The sequence below is a fragment of the Snuella sedimenti genome (assembly GCF_016428595.1).
GTDB lineage: Bacteria > Bacteroidota > Bacteroidia > Flavobacteriales > Flavobacteriaceae > Snuella > Snuella sedimenti.
On sequence record NZ_JAELVQ010000016.1, the window covers coordinates 71,000 to 92,940 of the forward strand.

15 protein-coding genes are annotated in these 21,941 nt (G+C 34.8%); 1 reads left to right on the plus strand and 14 read right to left on the minus strand.

The genetic code is table 11. The annotated features are described in order from the left end of the window. Positions 1 to 594: 594 nt before the first annotated feature. From JF259_RS12320 to JF259_RS12340, 5 genes are all read right to left on the minus strand, one after another. Positions 595 to 3,141, minus strand: coding sequence for a phosphocholine-specific phospholipase C (locus JF259_RS12320; protein WP_199115633.1), 2,547 nt, complete (start codon positions 3,139 to 3,141; stop codon positions 595 to 597). 230 nt (positions 3,142 to 3,371) lie between these two features. Then, positions 3,372 to 4,853 (minus strand): SusD/RagB family nutrient-binding outer membrane lipoprotein, encoded by a 1,482-nt coding sequence (locus tag JF259_RS12325; RefSeq protein ID WP_199115634.1) that lies wholly within the window; start codon positions 4,851 to 4,853, stop codon positions 3,372 to 3,374. Between the two features lie 20 nt (positions 4,854 to 4,873). Then, positions 4,874 to 8,314 carry a SusC/RagA family TonB-linked outer membrane protein gene (locus tag JF259_RS12330; protein WP_199115635.1) on the minus strand — a complete coding sequence of 1,147 codons (3,441 nt, stop codon included), beginning with the start codon at positions 8,312 to 8,314 and terminating at the stop codon, positions 4,874 to 4,876. Between the two features lie 74 nt (positions 8,315 to 8,388). Beyond that, positions 8,389 to 9,330 carry a FecR family protein gene (locus JF259_RS12335; RefSeq protein ID WP_199115636.1) on the minus strand — a complete coding sequence of 314 codons (942 nt, stop codon included), beginning with the start codon at positions 9,328 to 9,330 and terminating at the stop codon, positions 8,389 to 8,391. A 272-nt stretch (positions 9,331 to 9,602) separates the two neighbouring features. After that, entirely contained in the window at positions 9,603 to 10,145 is a 543-nt protein-coding gene (locus JF259_RS12340) for an RNA polymerase sigma factor (protein WP_199115637.1), read from the minus strand. 381 nt (positions 10,146 to 10,526) lie between these two features. On the opposite strand from JF259_RS12340, the gene JF259_RS12345 reads away from it, so the two are divergent. Next, positions 10,527 to 10,991 (plus strand): Lrp/AsnC family transcriptional regulator, encoded by a 465-nt coding sequence (locus JF259_RS12345; protein ID WP_199115638.1) that lies wholly within the window; start codon positions 10,527 to 10,529, stop codon positions 10,989 to 10,991. Positions 10,992 to 11,027: 36 nt separating this feature from the next. Here the strand turns inward: JF259_RS12345 and JF259_RS12350 are convergent, their stop codons facing one another. The 9 genes from JF259_RS12350 to JF259_RS12390 all read right to left on the minus strand — a co-directional run bounded on the left by JF259_RS12350 (position 11,028) and on the right by JF259_RS12390 (position 21,745). Beyond that, on the minus strand, positions 11,028 to 12,257 hold the full coding sequence (locus JF259_RS12350) for a class I SAM-dependent rRNA methyltransferase (protein ID WP_199115639.1): 1,230 nt from the start codon (positions 12,255 to 12,257) through the stop codon (positions 11,028 to 11,030). A 402-nt stretch (positions 12,258 to 12,659) separates the two neighbouring features. Beyond that, positions 12,660 to 13,736: a metallophosphoesterase gene (locus JF259_RS12355; RefSeq protein WP_199115640.1), complete on the minus strand. Its 1,077-nt coding sequence runs from the start codon at positions 13,734 to 13,736 to the stop codon at positions 12,660 to 12,662. 332 nt (positions 13,737 to 14,068) lie between these two features. Continuing rightward, positions 14,069 to 14,845, minus strand: coding sequence for a sugar phosphate isomerase/epimerase family protein (locus tag JF259_RS12360; protein ID WP_199115641.1), 777 nt, complete (start codon positions 14,843 to 14,845; stop codon positions 14,069 to 14,071). A 204-nt stretch (positions 14,846 to 15,049) separates the two neighbouring features. Then, complete coding sequence (locus JF259_RS12365) at positions 15,050 to 15,298, minus strand: transposase (protein WP_199115642.1); 249 nt, start codon at positions 15,296 to 15,298, stop codon at positions 15,050 to 15,052. A gap of 182 nt (positions 15,299 to 15,480) precedes the next feature. Next, complete coding sequence (locus tag JF259_RS12370) at positions 15,481 to 16,215, minus strand: ankyrin repeat domain-containing protein (RefSeq protein ID WP_199115643.1); 735 nt, start codon at positions 16,213 to 16,215, stop codon at positions 15,481 to 15,483. Positions 16,216 to 16,346: 131 nt separating this feature from the next. After that, positions 16,347 to 16,613: a hypothetical protein gene (locus JF259_RS12375; RefSeq protein ID WP_199115644.1), complete on the minus strand. Its 267-nt coding sequence runs from the start codon at positions 16,611 to 16,613 to the stop codon at positions 16,347 to 16,349. 23 nt (positions 16,614 to 16,636) lie between these two features. Beyond that, positions 16,637 to 17,539, minus strand: a complete 903-nt coding sequence (locus JF259_RS12380) for a sugar phosphate isomerase/epimerase family protein (RefSeq protein ID WP_199115645.1) — start codon at positions 17,537 to 17,539, stop codon at positions 16,637 to 16,639. Between the two features lie 569 nt (positions 17,540 to 18,108). Continuing rightward, positions 18,109 to 20,493 (minus strand): glycoside hydrolase family 95 protein, encoded by a 2,385-nt coding sequence (locus tag JF259_RS12385; protein WP_199115646.1) that lies wholly within the window; start codon positions 20,491 to 20,493, stop codon positions 18,109 to 18,111. A 181-nt stretch (positions 20,494 to 20,674) separates the two neighbouring features. Further along, entirely contained in the window at positions 20,675 to 21,745 is a 1,071-nt protein-coding gene (locus JF259_RS12390; protein ID WP_199115647.1) for an endonuclease/exonuclease/phosphatase family protein, read from the minus strand. Positions 21,746 to 21,941: the final 196 nt, after the last annotated feature.

Consider the following 21,941-nt stretch of genomic DNA (forward strand, 5'->3'; position numbering starts at 1 on the left):
TATCTCTATGCTATTATAAAAACAGCTTCAAAAATTGACAATCCGAACCTTTCATTTGATGAAGTGATTTAAACTTTTACAAATTGGCTAAAAAATTGTCGGTTTGCATCCATATTTTGTCTTTTTATCGTCACGTAGCTCTGCTATGCGACTCAAAAAAAACTTTATCTGGTCACCAACCCATCAATTTTCGCTTCAATCCAAAAAGCCTAAACCACTTTGGTATAAAATTATTGTAAATAATAATTATTTAATCATAAAAACCTATCAAATTTATGTTTTCAATAAATAAATACACTAAATAAAATATAAACAGTTTTATTTTATGGTTTATGATTATGATATTATTATTTATAGTCAAAATCTACTAGATCAAAAATTATCGTTATGTTTCACACGTTTAAATTTTAGTAATTAATTGATTTTATTGTAATAATAAAATTAAGAACGTGTGCAACCACTCCTTACACGTGTTCTCACATTAAAAATTTTAAACATTTCCTTTTGTGAAGTAATTTTTAAAATTTCTTAATGCTCGTTTCATGTCATAACAGTTTAATAGCCCCCCCAGTCAGCACCTCGAAGATTCTTCCACTAAACACGTCCCATAAATGGATCTGTTTTCGATGCCTTGCCCGTTTCTACCCTGCCTGCAAAACGTCTTTCAAAGTTTTTAACTCCTTTTACCTTCACAGAAAAATCGTACCAACCATAGCTCTCACTTGTCTTCAACACTATACGACTTATAGCTCCCTTAGCTACGCTTTTGTTCACTTCGGGGGCATTGTAGGCGTGGTCGACAATCTCTACGATATAATCCTCTGCTGAACTATTGGTTATTTCTAACTCAATATTCCCTGATAGCTTCTTTAAAAAGCGTCCTGCTTTTTCGTAATGACAAACAATCTTTAATTCTGGATCTGTATAGCTTCCTTTATACTCCCTATAGAAACCGTTAGGCCCGTAAGCTCGTAAATGGTAATTATTGTCCTCAAAACGACCTAAAGGCCATGTATCGGATATTGTATCTCCGGCTGCTACTGCAAACGACCATGTTTTCACCGGTTGAAAACTCTTTATGCCAGCGGCATCTTCTTGTAAATAATTTCCAGGTGCATACACATTAAAAGGGGCTCCGGACGTTTTATCACCAAAAACGGCATTGGAAGCTTGAAAGGACAATTGTATTGAACCACTGTTTTTGTCTAAAGTATCGTGTATGTACAATTCATAGGGCAAAGCACAGGAATCCTTAATACCCGGTTCCTGTTTAGGCATAAAGGAAAGTATATCGTTTCCTTTACGCACTTGTCCTACTTCTTCATCGATCAATGGTTTAAAATTTACGGGTGGCTCTTTAAAACTCGCCTTAAAGATGTCTTGCATTAACTCATTTCTGTTTACAAACTCCGAAAAATTAAAGTTTGAACCTTCAAATGGCCTAAAAGCCGATGTTAAATCACTTGTTACTGTTCTTCGCCAACTACTAATATTGGTTTCCTTAAGCACCTTTCCTGTTTTCTTTCTTAAAAAGGTTTCCATAAATTGCAAGGTCGAGGTAAGGTCACAGACTTCGGAATTCACCCAGCCTCCTCGAGTCCATGGTGATGCCACGACCATAGGAACACGATATCCTAAGCCTACGGTACTCTCCCTAGCATTTTCTGACTTCATACCTTCTTTTTTGAGTTCTTCTTCTAAAGTTACGTATTCTGAAGTAGTATCGATACCTTTTGACACCTTATTCTTCTGCTTTGGACTTGGGGCTACAAATGGTGGTACATGATCAAAATAACCATCATTTTCGTCGTAAGTAAGGATAAATATTGTTTTTTTCCATACCTCGGGATTCTTCGTTAGGATATCCAATACTTCTGATACATACCACGCTCCGAACCATGGGGCACTAGGGTGATCGGAAAACTTTTGGGGTGCTACTAACCAAGAAACGGTTGGTAATTCACTATTATTAACGTCTTCTCTAAACTGATGGAGGATATCACCTTTAGGCACTTTCATGCTGCGTACTTCACCATTATCATCAAAGGTCATGGTTTCTGTTTCATGATAGTGTGGATCGCCACTGTTGGTCGTAAAGGCCTTTTTATGTAGGTTCTTTTGAAATTCACTAAGCCTTTCATAATTCTCAGGACTCCATAGTTCTAATTCCCTCTCTATTTTTATGAGCTGCTGCTTCTTTTGTTCTAATTTGTTTTTTAACTTCTGCACGGATTGCTTAGGCTGCTCTTTAATATTGCGCTCTAATTCGCTTATTTCGTCGGGAAGTTCGGTAAATCGCTTTTTCAAAAAAGTTCGATGGCTTTTACTATAACGCACATTAAATTGTGAAAACCACTCCAAATTGTTGTCGGTAAAATTAGCCAATAACGAAGCATCTTCCCCTTCTAGATCGGTTTGAAGACTAATTTCATTTTGATAAACGCGCCAAGAAATACCCTGCTCTTCCAAGCGTTCTGGAAATGTTTTCCATTTAGCTTCGTTATTGTAATAGCTCTCAGAATTACGCACACAAGGTGTTGAAGTAGGAGTCTCTCTAATTGTTCCAGACCAGAAAAAATGCCTGTTAGATGTTGTACCTGTTAAACTGGAACAAAAATGTTGATCGAATACCGTAAAGGCATCAGCAAAGGCATAATAAAAAGGAATGTCTTCTCGGTTGTAGTAGCCCATGGTTAAAGGTACATGCTGATAGGCTTTACGATGCATCTTTTTAGCTTCCAACCAATTATCATACTTGCCATTATTTCGTGCATCCACTTGGTTCTCCCATGAATGGGGCAAATCTCCCATCCATGTAGCCTTGGTTTCTTTCATATTCAACCGAAATGGCGCATATGTTTCTCCTTTTTTATTGGACTGTAACCAAACTGGGTTCTTATTTGGCAATGTTATAGCCCTCGGATCATTAAAGCCCCTAACACCTTGTAAGGTTCCAAAACAATGATCGAACGATCGGTTTTCCTGCATTAACAATACAATGTGCTCGGCATCTTCAAAACTACTGCCTACTTCTGGATCTATAGACAATGCGCGTTGAATGGACGCTGGCAATGTCCCCATAACACCAAGACCTCCGGTTAACATGCCCGCTTGTTTTAAAAAATCTCTTCTTGTACTCATTTTATCTATTAATGTTTGTCTAAAATAATATTTAATATCATCAAAATCTATTAAAGTTTTTTACCCTGGCATAGCCTCATTTCTATGAAGCGAAAAAGCAAAGGTGATAAAGTTAAACTCCCCACCTTTGCTAATCAAAATTGAAAAAAAACTAACTCAACTCAAAACAAATCAACTGTTCTTTTTATAATTCCAAGTATGTATTTCAAAAACGATCTTATTTATTTTTTTTACTGTAACCACCATGGGATTTCGCGAATCTTATCGTTACCACTTCCAAATTGACTCGTTATGGCAGCCGAAACATTCTCTGAATTTTGCAAATATTCACTCTCTGGGTAGATCCAACGTGTCGGTGGCGTTTCTCCAGCGTTATGTTCAAAATAGGGATACCCTGTTCTTAATTGGTCAAAGTACATACGCCAACCTGATTGCAGGAACGCAGTAAAATACTTTTGGGTCATAACGCGTTCTAATTTTGCCTCTGTGGTTAAGGCATTGTCTAAATCTACCAGATTTTCCATCAAATAAGTATCTGCTGCTGCTTGGGTAACATAGCCCTCATAACCTTTTGCATGCATATTATAGAATTCAAAAGAAGCCTTAACGCCATTTTCATAAAGCATTTTAGCATCTGCGGCAATCCATCCTCTTAATGCTGCTTCTGCTAAAATAAACTCTAACTCTGCATAGCTAAGTAAATTATGTGGCTCTGTTGTTGGATCTGTAGTATAGCGCAAGTTTACTTTTGAAGCATCTCCTTGTGCTGCTTTATCATTAACCTCTGCATATGGTGCTAATGGGTCACCGCCTTCATAGGCATCAAAATCACTTTCTGCTAAGCCACCTTCTTTTGCATTTCTTGTTTGTGAACAAAAGATAAATAGTCTCGGATCTTTTCTATCTTGTAATCGTTTTACAAAGGTTGAATCCATATATAAACCAGAACCGTAGCTACTGGAATTAAATTCATTGTAACGGCTCCCATCTTGATCGACAAAAACCAATTGACCGTTATCTGCGTTGGATTCAAATATTGGTTGGTTATTATAAATTGATGCAAAGGCCGATTTTACATTAAGATCGGTGTCACTTTCTTTTTTGGACAGGGAAATTAAGACCTTTAACCTAAAGGAATTCACCAACTTTCTCCATTTGGCAGGATTGCCTCCATAAATAATATCTCCTGCGATAAGGTCATTATTACTTTCTAACAATGTATTAGCTTCAGCCAATTCGTTTAAAATACCTTTAAACACTTCTTTTTGAGTATCATACTTAGGATTATACAATTCTGTTAACTCACCTTGCAATGCTTCACTATAAGGAATATCTCCAAACGTTAAAGTTAATTCGTAAAAATAATGGGCTCTAAAAAATTTGGCAATTGCTCTGTAAACGTCATTATCGATTCGATTTGCTTCTTCCATCATTTTGGTTACATCGCGAAGCCTGTTGTAATCACCAAAACTGCCTCGGTTCCATCTGTAATACTGTTCTGCATTCTCTCCATCGGTTTGGACTATCATCCTAGATGCATACATAGCACTTCTCCCTTGCACACTAAAAGCACTGTGGGCTATTTGTGTCAATAATAGTTGTGGGTGCGTTTCACTTACATTATTCGGATTCTCATTAATACTGGTTAAATCGCTACATGCACTTAATGAGACCAAAAGTAGCAGTACAAAGAACTTTATTAATATTTTCATGTCTATATTTTTTTATTTGATTAAAATTTCACGTTTAACCCCATTCCAATATATCTCGTAGAAGGATCCTGAAGGTTATTATCATCACCAAAATCGGGATCAATGATATCTGCTTTTTTCCACACTAAAAGATTGTATCCATTTAAAGCTGCGTCGATGTGCTTAATCCCTTTAATGTTTAACAACTCGGTCAAGTTGTATTTAAAAGTTACTGAGCGTAGCTTAAAAAAGCTTCGGTCAAACACATTGGCAAACTTTTTATTTTCTTCGGTTGTTACCTGTGCTCTATACGGATAGTTCTGACTCCAAGTTTGCCAACTTACCGGTGTTGAATGGGGTTGGAAAACACGTGTATCTGAAACAATGTTTCCATTGACATCTTGCACCAGTTCTCCACTAACAACATTAACCCCTTCTGGCACATATATTGGTTGGCCTGCTGCATATTCTGCATCACGGAATTCTGTTGAGTTAGGGTGCTTACCGCCCCACCACATTTTTTCTACAGTAAGCGATCGCATAACACCTCCCCATGAGCCATCAATGCCTATGTCTAAACTTAGCTTTTTATACCTAAAACTATTTTGTAAACCTAGTCTCCAATCTGGTAACTTGTTACCTAACAATTTCTTATAATTGTCTCTTATTGGTAGGCCATTACTGTTCAATATCAATTGTCCGTCTGGTGCTTTTTGCCAAACAGTAGCATAATAACTATCTGCCCTATCATTCAAGAATAAATCCCCAAAACGTTCTTGTCCGCCATATATATCGGTGATCTTCTTCTCAAACTTACTCCAGTTAGCCGTTAAGTTCCACTTAAAGTCTGCTGTTTGAATCGGTATGGCTCCTACTACAACTTCATAACCGTTTGTTGTATATTCATTACCATTTACTTTTCTATCCTCAAAACCTGAAGCTATAGAAGTTGGTAAGTCTATAATCTGGTTTGTATCCACCACATTATAGTATGTGAAGTTAAATTTAAGCCTGCCCTTTAAGAACGAAGAATTAAGCCCAAATTCGTAGGAAGTTGAGTTTTCTGGTTGGATATTGGGGTTTACAATTCCTTCGGGATAGGTAAGCTTTGTTAAACCTCCAAAATTACCATTGTTATTATAATAAGAAGATATTTGATACGGATCTAAATCACTAGAAACCTCAGCCCAAGAACCATAAACTTTTAAAAAGTCTATTGCTCGCGGCATCTCTATTAAGTTAGACACCACGGTACTTGCTGAGAAAGAAGGATAAAAATACGATCTGTTTTCTACCGGCAAGGTTGATGACCAGTCATTTCTAGCTGCAAAGTTTAAAAAAACCGCATCAAACAGATCTACTCCCAGGGTAGCATACACACTATTCGTTGCCTTTTCCCTTAACAGCGTGGTAGCTTTTACATTACGTTGAGTATTGTTGAGACTGTAAACGAATGGTACTATTAATCCATCGGTAGCATTGTACTCTTCCTGAAACTTATGATAGTAAGTAGCAGCTCCTGCATTTATGTTGACCCCAAAATTATCGCTAAAAGCCTTGTCGTAACTTGCTAAAACATCTAAATCGATAGTCGTCCAGTTTCTATTCCATGTTTTATAGTCTCCTTCTCTAGGGTCTCCATAGTTAAGATACGTCTTAGGGCTTTCCCTATCTTCAAAATTATCTTTTATAACAGCCGAACCGCGCGCTTGAAGATTCAAGTCTTCTGTTACAGCATAGTTTAATTTTAACTGTCCGTTTACGATATCGGAGTCATACTTTTGATTTAATTCATAGGCTGCAAAATAAGGGTTATTATACCAGGCATAATTCCAGTTCGCTTGTCTGTAACCTTCTTGTCCTGGCACATATAAATGTGCTCTTTGGTCTTTACCATTTACATCGTCACCCATCCATACTAAAATAGTATACATGTGGTTTTTAGGCCCGTACCCGTGTCTGGGGTAATTTGGTGAGTATACTTTGTTGTATGCCAACTTACTGTTTAAGGTAAGCTTATCTGTTAAAAAGGTAGTCCCTTTAAAGCTTAAGCTCCCTGTTTTTAAACTGGCATTAGGCACTCTGTCCTTTTGATCTGTAAACATACCCGATATACGAAAAGATCCTTTTTCGCCTTTATGGGCGATTGCAAAATCTGTAGTTGAAATATATCCCAACTCTAAGAAATCTCGAAGATTATCATGACGCTCCCATGGAATGGGTACTCTTGAATAACGCGATTTATCATCATATTGTGTTCCTGCCACATCACCCCACCAAGGTATGGTTTCTCCTGTTTGGCTGTCATAAATTGGACTGTTCCATTGAGGAATCATAACACCCGGTTCAAATTTTGGTCCCCAAATCATATCGCCATCAGAAATACCACCATCTTTACCATCCCAAAATTCGTATTTTCCATTGGAACCGTTACCGTATTCGGATTGATACTCGGGATATACTGTAAAACCTGCCGAAAACAAGGTACTATGAGAAAGTGTTACCTCTAAACCTTCTGTTTTTGCATTTTTGGTATTTATTAATATAGCACCATTCCTACCTCTGGATCCATATAAAGCAGATGCGGTAGTTCCTTTTAAGACGTTTATCTCGGCTATATCGTTAGAAGATACATCGTAAAAATCTGTATCTACAGGAATTCCATCAATAACAATTAATGGTTTTTTACCTCTAAGAGAAAAAGAAGGAGATTGAAAAAGTCCTGTTGGGTTTGTTACTGTAAGTCCGGCAACCTGACCTGAAAACAAGCTTCCTACGTTAGGAGCCTTTACTTCTTCGATAGTAGCTGTTTCAATACCTTGCGTAGCATAACCCACCTTTTTTTCTGCTCTGGTGATACCTAAAGCTGTTACAATTACTTCATCCAAACCTTGCATGTTCTCAGACAAAGTAACGGTTAGCATGCCATTTGCTGGAATTTTAACTTCTTGATTTACAAAACCAATATAAGTAACTAACAAAATAGCATCTGAACCAGATACGGTTATATTAAAATTACCATCAAAATCTGTTGAGACACCATTGGTCGTCCCCTTTTCAACAATTGAAGCACCTGGTAAAGGTTCTCCATCTACTGAGGATACTACTTGTCCTGTAACTTTTATAGGTTGTTGTATTTTTTTAGTTGTTTCTAGTTCTTTTTTTATAAGTACCGTCTCTCCCGAAATACTGTATACTATTTTAGCTTTTATAGCTATATCGTCTAAAATAGTTTTGACTTCTTTATTTGCATATTGAAAATCAAATGTTCTTTTATCATTTAAAATATCGCTTCCATAATTAAAATGCAATGCCGATTTATCCTCTAGAATGGAAAATACTTCATTTAAAGTCGCCCTATTAACATTAATGCTTATTTTTGAGGAAATTTTTGAACCGGTATTTGGACTAGCGTAAATAAGTGTGTTAAAACAAAACACCAGTAAAAGTAGTATTCGATTTTTTTGTTTATAAAATTTCATAGTGTTAAATGTGATTAATAATTTGTAGTTTAATGCTTTGATTATTCAGGCCTGTGCCAGCAGGCCTGTTTTGTTTACATTTGTTGGTCTAGTGTTATTTGTATCTCATAGTTGTCTTTTATTTTAAATTTTACGTTGGTTATATAGTTTAACTTTTCTACTAAGGATTTAATAGTATCTACTTTAAGAATGGATATCCTAACACGGTAATCCTTTAATTCAGAATGGGTGAAATGAAAATTATACCCAAAACGCAATTCAAAAAGCGTAGACAATTCTCCTAATGAAACATCTTCAAAATCGATGGTTTTATGAATCCAATTATCATATAAACTAGCATTTCCCTTTCTCTTTACAATGTTTCCGCCTTGAGTCCAATTAGCTTGCTCATTAGGAAGTAAATTAACTGACTGATCGCCCAAACAAACCCCTACTTTTCCTGTGGATACACTTACATTTATTAGGGTATCTTTATTAATTACATTAAAGGAAGTTCCCAACACTTTAGTTTTTAACGCTCCCGTTTTAACAATAAAAGGCTTATTTGGATTTTTTGTGACTTTAAAAAAGGCACTTCCTTTTTTAAGTTCTACTTGACGTTGATTGTCATTGAATGTTTTAGGGTATCTAAATGTTGTATGCCTGTTAAGATAAACCATACTTCCATCTGCCAATAAAAGGGAGTCTTGCTGAGACTTGGTTGTCACCATTTGCATATCGCCATTTATACCATCTTGCCATTTTAAACCCCAAAAGATCCCTATTAGTAAAATTAAGGACGCAGCTACCATATAATACTTCCCATATTTTGGCTTGGAACGTGACAACTTACTATTTATAGATTTCGCTATGGCATCTCTAATTTCATACTTGCTACCTAACTCCAAATCCCAAAGTCCTTCCTCCTTATACGTCTCTAAAAAGCTTGATAAAAGCTTTTCTTCCTCAGGCGTAATTGTTCCATCTAAATATTTATTAACCAATAATTCGAATGGATGTATCTCTTTTTCCTTCATTTATACGTTTCTTTCACTAATAAGTGTAGAAAATGAAAAAAAGTACCATTCTAATTTGTTAATTATTTTTAAAACTATGTTAACTAAGCATAAAAGCAGATCCCAAAAGCCTCATAAAGACCGGCTACAAAAGAGTTTTTAAATTTTAGAAAGAATAAGTCATGATGGCCTTAAACTTGAAATCTACTTGACAATCAAGACTCAAACTTAAAAGAATTATCTTAATTCGATAAAATTACCATTCTGCAAATGCTAGGAATCTAAAATTTAGATTAGAATAAAGTTAAGGCTGCCTTTTTCAATGATGCTTTCAATTGCTTTATAGCCAAGCCCATTTGATTTTTAACAGTTTGGTTTGAAATATTTAGCTCTGAAGCTATTTCTTTAATTGAAAAGTTTTGGAACTTACTTAAATACAGGATTTCTTTCCTTCGCTCTGGTAATGCTTCTATAAAATGCATCAGGGAATTGACCATTTCTGGATTTTCTTCAGTAACGTAATCAATTAAGTGATTTTCAAATGCGCTATGCAAGGTTTCTGTATTGAACTTTTTCTTTCGATAAGCTTGAAAGAAAGAAAACTTAGCACATTGAAACAAATAGGCTTCTGCATTAACAACCTTAAGTGTTTCACGTCTTTCCCAAAAGGAAATAAAAACTTCCTGAACAATATCCTTAGATAGTGCTTCCGATTTTGACATGTTGTAAACAAAAGAAAACAAACGCTCCCAATATTTGGTATATAATGTATTAAAGGCAACTGCATCGCCTTTTTTAATTGAGTCTAGTAATTTACAATCTGATTCCAAAATCATTTTCTTTTATGTCATTACAAAAATATTTTCTTTCATAGCTTTATACCTTACACTTTGTATTATCTTTATGTAAAGTATACTTTAAATAACAACTATACCATACCCATGCTCTGACAGACCTTACTCTGGTTTTCTTTGTTCTCAATTATTACTATTCTACATATATTTAATGCCTAATAAACAACCAACACCGGCATATAAAACCTTACTGATAGCCTTAATCGATTTGACATAAAGCTACTTTAATTTACAATTATACAATCATATTTATCTGCAAAATTTATTATTTCAAAAAATAAATCCACATTTTAAAATTATTACAGTATATTTTTTTTGTTTATCATTGCAATATTATTTTTTATAGTTAAAAACTACTGCATTATGAAACTAGATGATAAAGACTTAACTATTCTCAACCTGTTACAAGAGGATGCCAACATAAGCAACAAAGCTATCGCTTCTATCACAAACCTTTCTGTTACACCTGTTTACGAACGTATCAAAAAATTGAACGCGCTATCACTACTCAAAAAAAAGGTGTATTTATTAAACAGAAAAAAGCTAGGACTAAATGTTATGGTACTGGTATCGGTACGTATAGATAAGCACTCTGGTGAGGATGCATTGATGTTTATGAATGAAGTAAAAAAAATACCTGAGATCGTTGAATGCCTTCACGTTACGGGAGCTTTCGACTTTCAGCTAAAAGTATATGCCAGGGACATTGATCATTATCATGAATTCAATTTCAAAAAACTGGCTGCCATTAAGAACATTAGACATATGGAAAGTCATTTTGTTATGAAGGAAGTGGTAAACACTACCAGTTTACCATTATTTATATAGAACATGCTTATTTTTGGGCTAAATAAATTTCAGAATTTAATCTAAAAACCGGTAATACCCACATTTTAAATAGGCACCTTCGGGAAATGCAATAGGATGATCTATATCATGCTGTGTTTTTAATAGTATCGCATAATTTCTTTTTGTAGCACCTAAACTTTGACTGTTAATATCAAAAAAGGCTTGTGAAGTGACCCTAGACGAACAAGAAGCTAAAACTAGTAAACCTTTTTTACTGGTTAGCTTTTCACCTAAAACTGCTAGTTGGGCATACTTTTTCTTAGCAAGTTCTATTTCTGATGCACTCTTAGCAAAGCTTGGCGGATCGATTACAACGACATCAAAAGTAACCTTTTGGTCTACTAAGCCTTTAAGCTCCTTAAATGCATCACCTATAATAATTTTATGCTTACCAGTATATGCATTGCGTTTTCCATTTTGAACGGCAATCTCTAATGCCTGTTTACTTATATCAAGGCTAATCACTTCTTTAGCCCCATTGTATAATGCATGAACCGAAAAACCACCAGCATAGGAAAACACATCCAATACCGTTTTTCCTTTACTCCACTCACCTACTTGTTTTCTGTTAGCTCGATGATCTAAAAAATACCCCGTTTTATGTCCTTTTATGACATTTGCTGAAAAATTTACGCCATGTTCAACAAATTGTACAACCTCATCTTCTAAATTACCATAAACAACTTCTCCATCCTTTAAATGGTCCAGTGAAGCTTTATGTAAACTTCTACTCAACCGAATAACTACAGTTTCTACTTTTGAAATTTCTCGCAATTGTGGCAAGATAATTTCCAAATAGGGCAACCATATTTCTGAATATAATTTGACGACCAAAACAGAAGCATACACATCGGCTATCAAACTGGGAAACCCATCATTTTCACCAAATATTAAACGATAACTATTGGTATTGGTTTGCAGTAGCTGTTGCCTTTTTTTAAATGCCTCTTGAATCTTTTCTAAAAAGAAATCTGAATTAATTTGAACACTTTTGTATCCACTATACAACATCTTAATCCGTATAGGTGAATGCGCATCGTACAGTCCTAAGCCTATGACCTTATTCTTGTTCTTACTGAAAACAATAGCTAGATCCCCTGTTTTTGCATCATCGTTTATCTTTAAAATACTATTTGAAAACACCCAGGGATGTCCATTTAAAACGGACTGCTCTCCCTTTGCCGTTAATTTAATGGCTAAACGTTTAGGAGTATAATTTGATTTTAATTTCGGAGAAAATGTCATGATACTGTTTATGATCGCTCAAAAGTATGATTTTAATACCTAATCATAAACGTTTTAAGATTGAAGTAGTTTAAACTTTTTGGATTGAAGCGAAAATTGATGGGTTTGTGACCAGATAAAGGCTTTTTTGAGTCGCATAGCAGGGCTACGTGACGATAAAAAGACAAAATATGGGTGCTAAACGGCAATTTTTTAGCCAATTTGTAAAAGTTTAAATCACTTCATTAGTAAAAAAACCTTCTAAGCTCGGCATTTAAATTAGTAACGATACGAAATAAAGAATTTCGTTTCATTAAATTCTGTTATTTAGATTCGCGTTTTACTGAAATAAATTCAGCAGAAGTCATGGGAATAACAACTCCAATCGAAACCCCGAGGCTGCACTTCGAGAAACTCTTTCGGTTAATCCAATTGAAATGAAAAATCATTATAAGGTTCTTTGCTCCATGCTTTTTCTTGTGTTTCTGGAGAAATAGCGAATAAAGGGGAGAATGTGTGCATATTCACAGTCTTTTTGTCAGGCAAAAATTCGAGGATTCGCAACCAACCATCACCTCCGTTGCCATGCCAACCGCCTGCCAATGCCTGTGCATTAAACGTTATCTGATTTACCTTTTTGTCTGCAGAATTTGCATCCACACGATATCCTACATGCTTTTTAAAATCGTTGGGGGCTCCAATATGTCCTGAAAACACCATTTGAATATTTGACGATGGGTGTACCAGTTTTTCCCATATGGCTTTTCCATAATTACCATCATCAATAGGATAATTTTCTTTTTCGATATGTTCATTCTTAGCGTTTAAGTAGGAATGTGTTAGTACCACTAAAGTATAATCACTATATGCTTCTTTTTCGGAAACCTTTTTTGCCCAATCTATAACGGCATTCCTTGGTGCAAACTCTAAATTGAGAAAAAGGAATTTACGTCCATGAGGGGAAATAAATTCGTAAGCGGCATTCTCAAGGGTTGGTAAACCATCAATATTATTCGTAACTTCTTTAAGTAGTTTTGCATTTAATAAATTTCTATGCGCAGGAAAATAAGTGTTATAATTTGATTTTCTGTTTTCAATGTTTTTATAACCAAAATCGTGATTACCGGCAGCTAAAATATAAGGCACCTTTCCATCGAGCTTGTCGAATGCTTTCGAGATGGTCTGCCACTGCTCCCTACTTGGTCTATTACCATTAATCTTATCGGCCACCAACAACTCATTCTGTTCTACCAAATCACCCGTACATAAAACCATTTTAATATTCAAAGTTTCAATATTTTCCTCAATCCATCCCGTCATGAGTTCGAAGATGCCTTGGTTTCTTCCAAACTTCATATAAGTTTGTGGATCTGGCAACAATATTAGTGACCATGAATCTTTATTTGAAAGTTTAGGTGCCATATACCCATTTTGCGCACTAGCTATATTCTTTATAAAAAGAATGCATAGTAGCACAACAATACCCTTTGGAATGTTCATATTTTTTATATGATTTTAGTTTTACACTTTAAAAATATAAAATAAGATGCTTCTTACTAATGAAATAACAATAATTCCGTATGTTTATTTTTACTTGATCCTGTCAAAACACCATCAACGATCAGGGTGTCATAAATTTGCAACAAAAAAAAGTAAGATTCTGATAATCAATAATTTTTAAATCAAATTCAGCTTACTTGACAATTAGCTATCTGCTAAAGTTGTTATTTTTGTTCACATATCTGTTTTGTGTAAAAAACCAAAATAAAATAAGCGGGAAAGCCCATAAGGAATCCCGCTTTTAAAATATTTATCGGACACTACTGTAAAATTTACTTTTTTTGCTCTAAAAAATATTTATAGTCAGCTTTTAATTTAATCCAACGCTTAGCTTTTTCCTCAAAGGTACCAGCTGACTCAAAAAGGAATGGGCCGTTATATCCAACAGTAACCAATCCATCAATCAGCTCAGGCCAATCTATGATACCTTCTCCAGGCAACCAATGACGTTCATTAATACGATCATAGTCTGCTGTATGCTTTGTAACTACATAAGGACCGACTTCTTTAATAAATTTTTCATGAGTATCATGAAGTAAGTGGTTTGTATCAAAACAAACTCCCAAACCTTTAATACCATCCAAAAGAAACAACATATCAACCGTGGTATTTCCAAGACATTGTCTTGGCATACACTCAATAGCTAGTTGAGCGTTATATTTTGCAGCTACCTTCACCAATTTTTTAAGTGATTTTTTACATGCTACCAATATTTCACCTCTGTCCTCTTCGGATACATTTCCAAAACCAGGATGCATAACGAATTTTTGTGGTTCTAACTTTTCACAAGCCGCCATAATCCTAGTTACTTCTTCTATAGCTATTTTCCTTATTGATTTACGTTTATGGGAAACGTCAATCCCATTTCCGTATGGTATATGAACTGACCATACATTAATATTATTGTTTTTTAGTAATGGCACTACATAATCAATTTTAGCTAGTACCTTATGAAGTTCTTCATCAGTTCTAATTCTTCCAATACCAAACTCAACATCTGTAAATCCTGCATTTTTTAACTCTACTACTGTCTTTTCGTCCATTTTCATTAGGCTCGTAGACGTACCAAGCCGCCAACTTTCAACAGTTTTTATTTTATCTTTTATCGATTTAAAACCGAACAACTAAAACAGTAGAGCACTCACTAACAACACCTTAATTTGATTTTTTTTATTTATAATTACATTATTTAGTTAAAATTATATTAGTATATTATTTAAATTTACTAGAGTCCGATCACCTCTTTTAAGATATTATATAGTCATATCTCGTAATTCTTTCTCCAACGCTGCAATCTCACGTTGTTCTTCTATTAATTTTGGCTTGCCGCGTCCTGGAAAACTGTTTTTACCATATTCACTAAATTCTCTTCGCCAGCGACTCAGTACGGAGGAAGGAATATCTAATTCTCTGTATACTTGGGCTATACTGCCTCTAGAATAACTTAATTCTATAGCTTTTTTCTTAAAGTCTGTGGTGTAATTTCTTTTGCGTTTTGACATAATTCAAAGGTAAATTATGTGCTATAATTCCCTTAACCTAATGTCCAGTTAAATATAGTAAGTCCAACTTTTTTCGCCAAGATTTTTTGTCCTCAAAATTAAAACGTGTTTGACACATCCTATCGATCAAGGTATCACACACCCTTAGGGTAGATAGGAAAACTTATGCTGGCCTTGGTGCTTTATAAAGCATTCTTTATCATGGCCTTGATTTCAGGCACCTTACTTCTTTTTGCCAATTGCCAAGTAGTTCTTCCTTCAGGATCAAGTAAATCAAGCGGTGCATTGTATTTCAAGGCAAGTTCTACCATGCGAGGATTCTTTGTTTTGATAGCCTCATGGATTACACATTTTCCATTTTTGCCAACGGCATTTACATTTGCCCCATTTTTAAAATAAAACTCGGCAATATCATATTTTCTGGCACGTAATGAAATCAACAATGGTGTTTTCATATCGTAAGGAGTAGATTCCATGTCGGCACCATAGCTAAGCAATAATTTAACCAACTCTACGGAACCTCCTTGAGAAGCATACCTTATAGGTTGCCGGTCTATCGCCCATACTACTTTTGATTTCCAATTTACATCGGCACCTTTTTCCAATAAAATCTTTACACTCTCTACTGAGTTTGTCATACAGCCCACTACTATGGCAGGCACGCCAGATCTGTTCGGTACGTTTACGTCCACGCCATTACTCAAAAGTAGGTTGACCGCAGTAGTGTCATTTTTGAATACAGCCATCCAAAGGGGTGTAAGCCCGTTTCTGGTTTGCTTTTCGATATCTAGGCCGTTCTTGATTTCTTGTTCTAATCTTTGGTGGTCTTTTTTCTCAAGTAATTCAAAAATATCTTGGCCAAATAGGCTTGAACTAACAAATAGTAAGACAATAGGGATTTTAAGTATACTTCTCATTTTTATATATTTAGTTTATTAAAGCTAATATTTATACAACCGCTGGTTGAGGTTTTAAAATACTCTTAATTATTATTGGATTAAGATTATGCGAAACCGATTCCAAGAGCTTTGTATTGTTTTTTAAATTGTTATGTTGCTGTAGACGGAAACAGGTCGTATTGTTTCAAAGGAAATGTGCTTCCACAAAATGTATTGTAGGCCATAACTCTAAGCTTGTCGTTTGTTGGTAAGTCAGGCTCTTTATCAAATTGGCTACCCAACAATGAGTTGGCCTGGCCAACTATATTTAAAATATCATTTTTTTGATAGTAAAAACATAGCAATACGGTGATGGCAACTAAAAATAATGCATCAAAGAGCGTTTTTAAATGTTTCACCTTTTTATTAGTGTTCATAATTTAATTCTTTTTTATAAAACTTACTTTTTTTGCTCTAAATAGCGCTTATAATTGGCTTTTAATCCTTTCCAACATTCCGCTTTTTCCTTAAAGGTACCTGCCGACTCAAAAAGGAACGGTCCGTCATAGCCAACAGTGACCAGACCATCAATTAGCTCATTCCAATTTATAACTCCCTTTCCTGGCAACCAATGACGTTCGTTGACACGGTCATAATCTGCTGCATGCATGGTAGCTACATAAGGTCCTATCTCTTCAACAAACTGTTCATGGGTATCATGCAGTAAATGGTTTGTATCAATACATACTTGCAGGCCTTTAACTTTTAAAAGAAATAACAAATCCTGATTGGTGTTACCGAGACATTCCCTTGGCATGCACTCAATGGTGTATCTGGCGTTATATTTAGCGGCATGCTTTACCAATTTTTTAAGTGATTTTTTACAGGCTGCTAATTTTGCATCCCTATCCTCATCGGACACATTTCCAAAACCAGGGTGCATAACAAATTTTTCAAGCTCTAATTTCTTACAGGCATCCATAATTCTAGTGACTTCTTCTATAGCTATTTTTCTTGTAGTCTCATCTGTATGGGAAACATCAATGCCATCTCCGTAAGGTATGTGTACAGACCATGCATTGATATTGTACTTTTTTAGTAATGGCACTACAAAATCAATTTTAGCTAATATCTTTTGAAGTTCTTCATCGTTTCTAATCCTTCCAATACCAAACTCAACATCTGTAAATCCTGCATTTTTTAACTCTGCTACTGTCTTTTCGTCCATTTTCATTAGGCTTGTAGACGTACCAAGCCGCCAACTTTCAACAGTTTTTATTTTATCGTTTACCGATTTAAAACTAAATGACGAAAACAGTAAAACACTCACTAATAACACCTTAATACATATTTTTTTATTCATAATTACATTTTTTTAGTTGAAATTTATTATTAATTAAATTATTTAAATTCACTATAAGCCAATCGGATTTTTTTAAATATCACTTACTGCCATATCTCATAATCCCTTTATCAGTGCTGAAATCTTCCACTATCCATCTGTCCGTTTTGGTTTACCACATTCTGAAAATTATTCTATCCTTAAATTCACGAATCTCTTCTCCTACAATGTAATTCCGATATCAGGATTTATAACATAATACCTACTATTCAAGTACTAAATTAAATTAAGAGCCAAGTAAAATATTTTTCACTAATATTTATGGTGACTTTTTTGGCAATAAGGGTAGAAATTTTAAGCTTCTCTGATTTTGATTATGGCACAGTACGGTGTGTTACCAAATCACAAGGTTTTAATTTTTGTAACTTAAGTAATCCAAAGATTAGAGCTATTATTTATTTAAAATTGTATTTAGAAATGCTCAATGACAAGTTATCCCTTTTAAAGGCTAATGCTATATAGTTTTTTTTATATAACACAAATACTAAATATCTATTTCGCGTCTTTGGTTTTTATATTGAGAACCTACGTTATTTGGATAATCCATTTAAATTTTCATCTAGTGTTATTACTTCATCAAAGTTCATTTTAATCTGTACTATTTTATCTTTGTAACGTATTTTACAAACACCACTAGTGTTTGATTTAATTTTGGCAGATAATAATTTCCCTTCATTCCATTCTATATCAATTGTATAATTACCTCTAGCTTTTAAACCTTTTACTGAACCTTTATCCCAAATCTTAGGAAGTGCTGGCAATAGATGAACTTCTCCATTTTGTGATTGCAATAGCATTTCGGTTATTCCTGCTGCTGCCCCAAAATTTCCATCAATTTGAAAAGGTGGGTGAAGGCAAAATAAATTTTTTGCTGTTCTGTATCGTAACATATTTTCTAACAATTTATGTGCTCTATCACCCTTTAAGAATCGAGCCCATAAGTTTATTTTCCAACCAATACTCCATCCTGTAGCTTTATCTCCTCTAAACTCAAGTGATTTAATAGCGGCATTTGCTAATTTAGGCGTTATTGTAGGATTTATTTGTCTACCTGGATATACTCCAAATAGATGCGAAACATGCCTATGCTGGTTTTTTGGGTCATCTCTATCTTCTTTCCATTCTTGTAACTGTCCATATTGTCCTATGCGGTCTGGACTAATCCTTTTAGACATATTCTCCCATTGTTTTGCAAGATCAAAATCTACTTTTAAAACGGAAGCTGCCTTAGAAGCAAATCGTAAAGCCCCTCTTGCCATTTGGTGATCCATGGTTGCGCCAACAGAAACTTTACCATGTTCGGGAGACCAAGATGGATTTGAAACTAAAGTGCCATCTTCAGGATCTTCTACCAAATAATCAGACAAAAATTGTGCTTGACCTTTTAAAATGGGATACCCTATTTCTTTTAGATACTTCTTGTCCATTGTAAATTCATAATGATCCCAAATATGTTGCGTTAACCACGCTCCACTCAACGGAAAATATGACCAAAACATATAATTGCCATTATTAGGGGCTGTAAATCCATAAGCATTTGTAGTGATGTTAGAGTTCCAACCATCTGCATTAAAATATGCTTTTGCAGTTCTTCTTCCTTCTTTACTCAAATTTTCAATAAATTTCAGCATTGGTATATTACATTCACTTAGGTTTGCTTGTTCTGCATTCCAATAATTCATTTGAAGGTTTATGTTTAAATGATAATCTGCTTGCCATGCAGGAACTATTTCGTTACTCCATATTCCTTGAAGATTTGCAGGTAAATTGCCTTCTCTAGATGAGCTAATAAGCAAATATCTTCCATAATTATAGTATAATTCCTCTAGTCCTTTATCTATAGGATTTTTTTCATAGGCTTCTAATCTTTCATCTGTAGGTATATTACTTTTATCTTCTCCATTTAAATTTAGCTTTACTCTGTTGTATATTCTACTGTAATCTGCTAAGTGATTTTCAAGTAATTTTTGATAGGTTTTTTTAGTAGCTTTTGAGATTGTTTTTCTTGTATTCTTCATTGGATTTTCACCAGAATAGGATGGAGGAGCTAATTGGTAATCGGTATCTGAACTTAATATAAAGACAACTTCATCTGCTTGTGTTATTTGTATTTCATCACCAACACTTATTACATTTCCTCCCTTTATTTTCACCTTTATTCTACATACTAAAGGCATATTATTATGCTCTAAATTTCCTTCAAATAGGATCTCATCTTTTAAATAAGTTGTTTTATTCTTATGCGGGGAATCCATACTAAAAACGATGTTTTGTTGCCCCGCTTTATTTGCTGAAAACTTTAGAACCATGACTTGGTCTGGATAAGAAACAAAATATCTTCGTGAAAAAATGACATCATTATATTTAAAATCGACACCAGATATACCATTACCAATATCTAGAAACCGCTTGTAGTCTGTTACTTTACTTTCCTCTATCCCGGTTTTAAAATAGCATTCTCCAAAGGTTTGATACTTGCCATAAAATGGATTGTCTATATCACTATTCTCATAAGTTCCTTTTAAATGCTCAGAAGCAAGTGCTTCTGCTTCATCGTATTTTTTTTCGAAAACCAATTTCCTTATGGCTCGTAAGTGTTCCCAACCACCTGTTTTGTCAGAAGGATGATACCCTCTAACACGAGGACCGCCCTCCCAAACGGTTTTTTCATTAAATTGAATTCGCTCCTCTTCTATACCTCCAAATATCATTGCTCCAATAGAACCATTTCCAATTGGCAAGGCAAAATTCTCCCAAGCTTTATCAGGATTATTTTTATGCCTTCTGTTAAGACTTTCTTTTAACCAACTAGCTTTTCCTTCATTACTAGCAGGTGTATTGTACCATAATAGGTTCTCTTGAGCAAAACTTGATGCAAAAAAAAGTGAGAATAGAAATAATTGAAAATATTTCATATTAGATAATATATTTCTAGTATTTTAATAAACGGTAATTTTTAGAGGGTATCAATACCATTATAAACGATAAGGGGGTTCAATATGAACAGTTCAAATCTGTTAAATTTACTAGCCACATAATAGCCTCTTTAATCTTTGTTAATTTCTAACTAATATTATTGCGTGCGTACAACAACTTCTAATTTTTAACTTCGAAGTCAGATACTACAGGTAAATGATCAAAAGACACTTCGCCATCAAGTGGTTGATTGGGATCCTTAGCAACATCATTGCGTTTTAATCCAAAACCATCGAGTATTTTTTGATCTAAAATCAGGGTGTTCAATATAAAGCTATTGGTCATTTCTAATGTGCCACCAGAAAACAGCATATGATCAATTGAACGCCCTGAAATACTTATTGAATCACCTTGAAATATTACAGATCCCCGAGTAATACGATTATCACCCTCTAATTGATAGGGTCTTCTGTCCTTTAATTTTGGCTCGTACGAATCAGATGCCCCGATTGTTGGGTCAAGGGAGCTAAGGATTTTGTAGGGATGGCCATCGTATAAGGTATTATAATCACCTGCTACCAAAACCATTGCATTTGAAGGAACCTCGGGCACTTCTCCCCTCTTAACTTTGTTGATAAGGTCTACTACAAGTTTGGCGTTCTCAGCGCGTCCTTCAATAGGTGAGGATGGCAAGTGCACATTGAACATTAATAGGTCTTCGTTTGATATGTTATCAGGAAGATCAATCAAAACAGCCAAAGAGAGAGCTAATTTCTGAGACCATTTAATTGGATACTTACTAAGCACCAGTTGCCGTTGGACTTTGTTGGAAGCAGAATACCATTTTCCTGAAGTCATTTCATCAATATACCTCACTATACCAGCTTCGGTTGCCAATGTACTGTCGCGGTGAACCCATGCCTCTTGAATGGACATGATATCTGGTTTTAATGCATTGTACAATCTCACAAAATTAGGGATCCTGTTTTTAACATTTTGCCTAGAATTACCTGGGCTTGGGGGGGCGCCATTATCCAGTGGAAACATACTGCCACAAAATGTATTGTAAGCCAGTACCCTTAACTTGCCGTCTGGAGAAAGGTCAGACGTGCTTTTCAATGAGGTGTTCGATAAATTGCTGGGCTGACCATCTTTATTATTGTTATTTTTACAAGAAAATAACACCAAGGAAAATGCTATTAAAAATAATAATAGAACAGAACCTTCTAAATGATTGTTTTTTTTATTCATAAGAAATATGTTTTTATTGAGTAACTCTAATTAAATCTCACGAGGACGAGTAACCATCGAGGTATCAAAACAATGTTAATAAATCTGAATGCATTTTTTATACCTTGATTTTTTACATATTCTCTAATTACACCCTTGTTTTGAATATTGTCCAACTGTATTTACATAAAAGCCACAAAACAAAACTTATATCATA